Origin of the sequence: Bacillus sp. FSL M7-1020 (genome assembly GCF_038050415.1) — a bacterium.
Lineage (GTDB): Bacteria > Bacillota > Bacilli > Bacillales > Bacillaceae_G > Bacillus_A > Bacillus_A toyonensis.
The window spans coordinates 47,224-55,516 of the sequence record NZ_JBBOTW010000005.1; the positions used below are offsets into that span (position 1 = coordinate 47,224).

An 8,293-nucleotide genomic window follows, 5' to 3' on the forward strand; every position below is an offset into this window, starting at 1 on the left:
CTCCATATACAGATAATTTAGAATACTCTTATCTGTATTGTAATACGAATTACGCCAATTGTTGTGCGCGTTCTTCGTCTGTTTTCGTAGAGGAATCAAATGCAGTCTTTAATTCTTGGAAAACAGGATCAATTTCTACAACCGCTGTGCGGCCGAAAATATCCTGGAACAACGCTTCGCCGCGTCTAAGTTGGCGTAGCATTAAGATATTTTCTTCTGTGACCGGTAAGTTATAGTAACGCAACATTTCTTCCGCTTCCTTATCGTATTTCAGTGCAAAACAGAACTTCATACCTACATTTGCAACCTCTTTGTTTTCAGATTGATAATCGGATGCGTTTTGTGTTCCTAAATACAATCCGATATTGTGATAACGTCCTTCTCGAATGATTTTGTCAGAAGACGCCGCACCCTCTTTATTTTTCAAAATACTTGATGCCTCATCTTGTAGGTATACTTTGAAAATACTACGGTCGGAATGCATTAAGGATTTACCAAATGCCGCTAATGCAATTAAGATACTACGAGATAATTTGTCTGTAACACTTTCATTCTTTTCCTCTGATTTCGGAATGCGTAAATGTTGAATTTGTAATACTTGTAATGGGCGTTCTAGGCTTAATACGCGGTAATCTTGACCTGGTCTACCAAACAATAAATCTCCTAGCTGGATGCCTTCTAAGGTTGCTAAACGATTTGTAAGAGCGTTTAACCGTTCTAATTCAGTTGGCAATAAGTTAGGTTCTTTCTTCATTTCCACTAGCTCTTTACGAACCAAAGTTAAACATGCATCTTCTTTTTCCGCCACTCGTTCAATAGCTTTATATAAATAGTCATATCGGATATCCTCTAAACCTACATCCGATAGGAACGTCAAAATTTCAAGTGCTAAACTCTTCGCATCTTCTATTGTTGCGCTGATTCGGAATGGGTCTAAACAGCCCGCATCTTCCTTATTCTTTCCAAGCGTCCATACTTGCAAGGTATCCTCATTGAACCCTGGCAATAATTCGGGCCACCTTGTTCTGTCGCCCTTAGGATCAATGATAAATGCTCTTCCGCCACTCATAACAATCCAGAAAGCGAGTAAGTTCATCAAGAAGGATTTTCCTTTCCCTGTTTGCCCCGCAAACATAACCGATAAACTCTCAAATGCTGTCACAATGTTATCTAATGCTTTCGCCGCTAGTTCGGGACGAACAAAAACAGGACGATTTAATTTTTTTGTCTTTCCAATGTAAAACCCTTGATTGTCGCCAATTTGTGTTGTGGCCCCGAACATGCCCATTGCAAGTACGCCTGGTTCCACAAATAACTTAAAGTCCGTATTATAACGTTTAGAGCCTGGTAAGAACTCGTAGAAGTATGCTAATTGTTCTCCATATGGATTGACCAATTCAATTTTCATTTTGCGATATTCTGTAATGAGCGTATTTACACGTGATTTTAATGTTTTTTCATCTTCGGCATACACGCAAAACAGTACACTTAATTCATATCCAGGTGCTCCCGTTGTTTCAAATCGATCTTTTACAATTTTGACGCCTCTTGCTTTACGATCAATTGTTAAATCTGTTGTGCGACCACCTACCATCGCTTGTTGGCGTTGATCGTTTAATTCCAGTTCACTGTTCGAAAGTTTTTGGGTAACCATCTGGTTTTCTAAATGATACGCTCGAATACTTATTTCAACAGGAAACTTTAATGAATGAGATTGAATGCGATAAATCCACTCTCCACCAGGAAAAGCCGATATTTCGGGCATATCTTTCACCGCAAGAAAAGCAACATGAGAGGTTTCCATTTCCCCTTCTTCATTTTGTCTTTCGAGTATCAGAGAGCGCCCTGGGCTTTCATCAATCACCGTATCCGTTAAGTGCACCATTTCTTGTAAATCTGGCCGACGTACTTTTACCACCTTTCCTTCTTCATTTTTCAAGGTAACTGTAGAACCTACTTTCCAGTTTTGATCCCGATTCAGTTCTTTCATGCCACGTTTGAAGTTATGATGGAATAAAAAGCGCGTTGTTGACGGTTTCGCACGTCTTGTATTATGAAAGGCCCCTCTAACCTGGCTAAATAACACGTCTTCTACTTCTAAATAATTTTCAATTTCCTCTTCTAAAATATCCGTCACATTCATACCCGATATGTTTTGGGCTGTCTCTGCAAATCCTTCTCTAACCTTCTTCATAAACTTCCATGTTTCTACGACAGGATTACGAATTTGTCTTTCTTTCTGTTCCATATTCAGTTGTACTAAAACGAAAAAGCGATATTCCATGTTCTCTTTCGCAATGGCCGCATTTCGTAAGTATTCTTTTACCTTTTTAAAAAGAAAGCGTCCTGTTGGGGCCATTGGCCCTTTTAAAGTGGAAATATGTTCATCCAGAATTTCATCTGAATTTGTTGTACGAGGAATCACAAGCAAGTGGATATCATATTCTTGATGGGTAAATAGAGCGAGTTGATTGCGATAATATACTTTTTTTGTACTTTCGTCTTGATGATCGTATTCAAATCCGTCTACTTCATACACTGCGGATACTTTTCCGTCTGTACTAAACGCTAAATTCTTTTCAACGTGCTTTAATGGTGGTCTGTTCATCTTTTTCAACATATTCAACTTCCTCCTTTTGGGGTAAAAATGTTACATCATAAGCGTGTATGTCGTTCTCTTCTTCACTGAATGAATGTACGATTGGTAAATCTTTGACGTCATGTTGTACACATACATGACCATAAAACACATGTTTTTTAAGTTTGGGTACATTCACCAATCGACTGCTTTGATGCTTCCGTAAACGAAATGTGATCCAGGACCGAACAAAAGAGAAAAGTGATTTTCCATCTGTTTTATATTTATCTGCGCCCCATACAAGGAAAAGAGGGATCACACCATAATACATGAGCCAAACTTGATCGATCATATCCCCAAATATCCATTTAAAGGGAGGAAGGAAGCGGAAGGCTACAAGCCCCGCTTCTACCGCCGCAAAATAACCAAGTGCCCTCCATGTAACCGCACGCGGAAGACGATACCCCATAATTTCGTACTGTCTTCGCATATAGTTCATATAGCTTCCGAAACAATAGACAATGATAGATTTTGATTCTTTTTCCTTCATGTAGCCCTCTTCCTTTCCATCCCTTACTTAGACGCCAAACAATCCGCCTAACCACGTTCCGATTGTTTTTAATGCATCTGGTTTGTTAATGAAGAATACAACAATCCCGCCGCCAACAATTAACGTAATCGCTTTTCCCCATGCGCGCTTTGCCGCTACGATCAAGATAACAATGATAAACGCACAATATAACGCGTATGTTCCTTGTGTCTTCATCATTTCGAAAAATCCTTCCAGACCGATTCCTAACACAAAATGATTTATATTGAACATATACATGCCCCTCTCCTATTTTGTTTTTAAGTCTTTTACAACCCATTGCTTTCCATCTTGTTTTACAAACAACGTGTAACCTGTTTTCATTTTCGTTTCAGAATGCGGATCAATCATAGATACCTCTGTTTGTACCTCATACGTGCCTTTTGTTTTTCCTGGATAAATCTTAGAGGAAAGTACATTTTCAAATTTCATGGCTCCTTCTAACCCTTTAATATCCGTATTAGCTAGCACATACGCGAGTTCTTTTTGTGTTGCGGTTGTATAGGATTTAAAGAAAGTGGGTAGAAATTCTCGAATGTCTTCTTTTACAGCGAGTTCATGGACTTCCTCTCGGTCTTTCTCTTCTTTCCCTTCTGGTACTTCCGCTTTTTCATGTACCTTAACAATTTGAGGGAATCCACTAATGACAAAAGCCTTTCCATCTGATTGAACAGGAACCGACACTTGCTGGATCACCTCCTTATCCTCTGGTCCGCTATTATCTGCTTTCATGCGACTTAATTTGTATTTCACTTTAAAAATTACGTTTGCTTCTTTATCTGTGACCTCATCTACCTTTAATACAGTTGCATATAGAAAATTTGAATCCCATTGCATACTTACGAAATCTAAACCAACTTGTGGATCAAATGTTTTCGGTATATAAGGCTGTAAGCGCTCTGAACGCTTCTTCTTTCCCTCATCCCCTCTTTGCCACGTAAAGTATTCCTTTGCGAATCCGCGCGCAAATTCAATCGCTTCTGGACGCGAGGCAAGGTTTTGTTTTTGTGTGACTTCCTTTGGAGTGGTACTGGCCTTTGCTTGTGTATCTCCCTTTCCTTTTACTACGGTTGTGACGGATACAATTAGCATCCAACAAAACAGGAGCCAAAAGGCCCATTTTCCAATTAAGCGGCCTTTATAAGAAGGAATTCTTGTGGCTTTCCTTGCCTTCCCTTGTTTACTTTCAAATGTTTTTGCAAACCACTGTTTCACCTTTTGAAACATATTTATCCCCCCTTCAATTTCGGTACTGGCGTAAAGATCGTTCGTAGCAATCACAAGCAAATGACGCCATGCCAACCGCGGTTGATTCATCTTGTATTTCATTTCTTGCATAATTGATAAAATTGTTGAGTTTCGTTTGACTGCCTGTGATATATGGAAATCTAGCATGAACCACATACCGTTTGTCTTCATCCCTCCCTACTTCAAAGGACGTTCCATCTGTAGCCCGAAACCCCCTTACAAACTCCAAACCTTCCAATATATCCATTGTCATCCCCCCTTATGATCGACCATCTTCCATATTCCCACTACCACCAGGAAGAGAAGTAACACGCCTTCCCATCCTTGCGTATAGTAAATTTCCACCACTTTACTTTTTACCACTTCCCAGGCTTCTCTCGATCCTGGTACTCTTTCAAATAACCAATCTGAAAAAACAATTAACAGAAAAATACTGGCGCTTATCGATAAAATAAACCGAAACACATTCTTAGAACCTCACTTTCTCTGTTGTATTTTGAATATTCCGATAAATATTCCCGAATGGGTCTTGTAATATATCTTGGAACAGTGTGATATACACTGGAATTTCTGGACTACTTATCCCTTTTAAGTAGCGAATCAATTCTTTTTCCCTACTTTCACTACCTGCGACAAATACTAGGCGCCATATCGGTATTTCATATCCCATACCAGCATGTATCCGATAGTCTGCCTTTTTTCCTTCTTGCGTCATGAAGTCGTTATAACGGATAATCTTTTTTTCTAATACTTCTTTTGATCCGTAAGAACGTTCCATTTCCATGAATACACCGATGTTTTTATCGATTGCTTCTTTTAATCCAATTACCGCAACCCCATCTGGGCGTATAACGCGATTTTTTCCTTTTGCATATTGAAACGTTGCCCGCGGTTCATTAATCCATTCCTTTAGTTCCAACTTTCCTTCTCGTTTAGATATTAATGTCATGGAACATTCAATTTTCGCTAACATTAAACTGTGATACACAAAGGATGCTGAACGTTTGGACCAACTATTTTTCCAATGCACTTCCCCTCGAAACCCACGAACCATCTCGACTCCTTCTGGTGTTAACGTATAAATTCGTTGTGGTTTCGCAAATTTTCGTTTCTGATTTCGTGGTGAGGTAACAGGTAAATACTCGTAACGGATATAGCCCGCTTGCTCTAGCTTATATAAACGATTTGTTACAGATTTTTTTGTATAATCTGCATACACCTTTTGATGAATGTACTCAATATCCAAGTAGATGTGTGTATGCAAACTCATGAGTAGTTGTTCATCTGAAATTTGAAATAAAATGTTTCCCATGCCCCTTACTCCTTTTCCCACATGTCGAAAATGCTCACTTCTTCTTGTGGTGTATCCTCTTTTATTTCTACGTTTTCTGTTTCAATTGATACTGTTTGTTCTTTTTCGATTGTTATAACAGGCTCTTTTACTGGCTTATCTTCTTTCTTTACTTCTATTGTTGTCGTAGCTTGTTTTCGGAATGGGATAATTTGCGCTTGATGTGTGAGTTCCACTTGCTGTGTTTCCGAAACAGGTTCTTTTATTTCTTCATTGGAAGACAATTTTTCTTCTAATTCATCTAGCCCCGATGTCACAACAGGTTCTTCTTTGGTTAAATTGACTTTTTCGGCTTGTTGATACTTGCCTTTTCCATATAGAAACTCATCAATTTCCTTATCGATTTCTAATCCTGCTTTCCCATTTTGTTGCTCTAAAGAGTGAATCTTTGCTCTGGTCCATTCATTTGATGCATGAATTTCTTTTTCGTTTTTATAATTCGCCGCTGTTCCATTTGGTAGGTATCGGTCTAATGGTGGAACACGTATTGTGCACCACACATTTTTTGCCTCACCTCTGATATAATCTTGCGTTTGAATCGCTACAACTAAGTTAGGAAGGTTCTGCAAATACTCTGTACGGAATTGCTTTTGCATAATGCCCTCTAACGTTTTCGCGGAATTATGACCTTGCCTACATACAAAGTAGTTTCCGCCCGCCTCGGTTAACATGTCTGTAAGCTCTCTGTCTAACTGTCCCGAAACTTGCTGGGTAATCACCCATAGTCCAAATCCATGTTTCCGATCCTTCGCAATAATTTTCGGAAGAACGGGTACTGGCACATCATGTGCTTCATCTATAACTCCTAAATGTAGCTTTGAACCATGCGGCCGCTGTTGGGCGATACGGTGATATTGGTTACAAATGTAGCCGACTGTCAGCAATGTATCTTCTTTCCCCATGCCCGCTAAATCATAAAAGATAAGGTGCCCTTCATCCATCCACTTCCGAATTTCTAAGGAAAAGCCTGTTTGCCCGTACATACGCTTTAAATACAGCGTATTACGGAAGATATCTAATCGGTTTAAAATCGCTTGTGTGCTGTCTTCTAACGCGCTTCCTACTTCATATTTCCAAAAGTGAGAGTAATATTTTTGTTCTGGTCCTTGTAAATTGGCGATTACATTTGCTCGAAACAGTTCATCACTAATGAAGAGTGGGATACTTAAAATGGTATGAATTTGACTCTTATCACAAAGCAACGTCCCAATAATGGCCCTTAGTAATCGTTCTGTTTGTTGTGCTTGCCCTTGAATCATTAACTTAATCATTTCCATAATGGATTCAACCACTGTTTGGATATCTTCATTTGAAAAACGATGAAACAAATTCAAAGCTGGCGGATGATCTGTGTTTCGAAAACGGATAAAGTGAACCTTACTCCAATCCACTTCTTTCCCATCCTTTTCCGCTTTCAATAGTCGATTCATTGCTACATATGCCAAATCTTCGGTTGGATCAAATAGAGACAATCCACCCGCTTCATTCGGATTTTCTAGCCATTTATCAATGACACTTTGCATCAATCTCATGGCAATGGTGCTTTTACCAGACCCAACTTTCCCCGTAATGTAACCATGATTCTTGAAAAAGTCTTCTCGAATTTTTACTAATCGATCCTTGATATAGGGATGCATCACATGGCCAATTGAAATGCCTTCGGCCAATAAATCATTTGGTATCATGTTTTCCCCTTTATCTAGATACAAGATGTTGCGCTCTGTCTTGCTGTTTTTATCCCCTGTTACGTTAGGAAGGTGGAACAAGTTTAATAGCTCTGATCCCGTCCATATCATTTTCCCGTATACGGGATGTGGTACAGCTGGCATACTGCGTCTAAACCTTCTGTATCTAAGCTCATTCACATCGGCCATAACACTTGCTACCATATGCCCTAAATTTTTAATAACAGGTACACCAGGATAATAGTCACTTGCAAATGAAACAGATACTTGAAACGCCACTTCATTTTTTGCAAACCGTTTATTTAATGCGCGAATCTCTTCTTTTTCAAAGGCATCTAGCCCATGCTTTTTCTTCTTTCGAATGGCCTTTTCTGCTTTTCGAATCCCTTTTGTCAGCTGATACCCGTTATCTGGTGTAAAAGCAACATCAACCCATGTCTTTTCTTCCATCGCACTTCCTAACATCGGTAATACATCACGTGTATAGCGTGCTAGTGATAACGTGGCATCTAGCCGCTTTCTCTTTAATACCATCCGTCCTCCTACCGCTTTCCTTGTTGGAAATGGCATTTCTTCCTTTGGGACGGTATAAATTTCACTGTGGGTATAGGCGCTTTGTATGGCTTGCACAACCTGGTTGATTTTATCTTCTGGACCACCTACATAAAAGCGAACACGCTCGTTTTCTCCCTCTGGACGATACATTGTCATGCGGTACCAATCGCGCCCTTTTAACAGACGTTCTAAAGGCTTTCGGCCCGAACCATGTACATGCCGAATCATTTGCCCTAGTTTATCTGGTGTGACTTCATCATCGATGTGCGGAATGAATAATACGTATC

At 39.5% G+C, this 8,293-nt stretch carries 7 protein-coding genes; all 7 read right to left on the bottom strand.

Annotated elements, in window-relative coordinates; genetic code table 11:
• Positions 1 to 49: 49 nt before the first annotated feature.
• Positions 50 to 2,620, bottom strand: a complete 2,571-nt coding sequence (locus MHB70_RS30665) for an ATP-binding protein (protein WP_341343746.1) — start codon at positions 2,618 to 2,620, stop codon at positions 50 to 52.
• Positions 2,580 to 3,128 carry a TcpE family conjugal transfer membrane protein gene (locus MHB70_RS30670; RefSeq protein WP_000659657.1) on the bottom strand — a complete coding sequence of 183 codons (549 nt, stop codon included), beginning with the start codon at positions 3,126 to 3,128 and terminating at the stop codon, positions 2,580 to 2,582. The genes MHB70_RS30665 and MHB70_RS30670 overlap by 41 nt, the downstream gene beginning before the upstream one ends.
• 27 nt (positions 3,129 to 3,155) lie before the next feature.
• Entirely contained in the window at positions 3,156 to 3,407 is a 252-nt protein-coding gene (locus tag MHB70_RS30675) for a TcpD family membrane protein (RefSeq protein WP_000281809.1), read from the bottom strand.
• 9 nt (positions 3,408 to 3,416) lie between these two features.
• On the bottom strand, positions 3,417 to 4,394 hold the full coding sequence (locus tag MHB70_RS30680) for a conjugal transfer protein (protein WP_098001585.1): 978 nt from the start codon (positions 4,392 to 4,394) through the stop codon (positions 3,417 to 3,419).
• Between the two features lie 13 nt (positions 4,395 to 4,407).
• Positions 4,408 to 4,662, bottom strand: a complete 255-nt coding sequence (locus MHB70_RS30685) for a hypothetical protein (RefSeq protein ID WP_086387855.1) — start codon at positions 4,660 to 4,662, stop codon at positions 4,408 to 4,410.
• A gap of 222 nt (positions 4,663 to 4,884) precedes the next feature.
• The gene (locus MHB70_RS30695; RefSeq protein ID WP_341343747.1) at positions 4,885 to 5,727 is read right to left on the bottom strand and encodes a replication-relaxation family protein; all 843 of its coding nucleotides are present in this window, start codon (positions 5,725 to 5,727) and stop codon (positions 4,885 to 4,887) included.
• A 5-nt stretch (positions 5,728 to 5,732) separates the two neighbouring features.
• Positions 5,733 to 8,293 (bottom strand): ATP-binding protein (locus MHB70_RS30700; protein ID WP_341343748.1); only part of this gene is annotated, 2,561 nt, incomplete at its 5' end.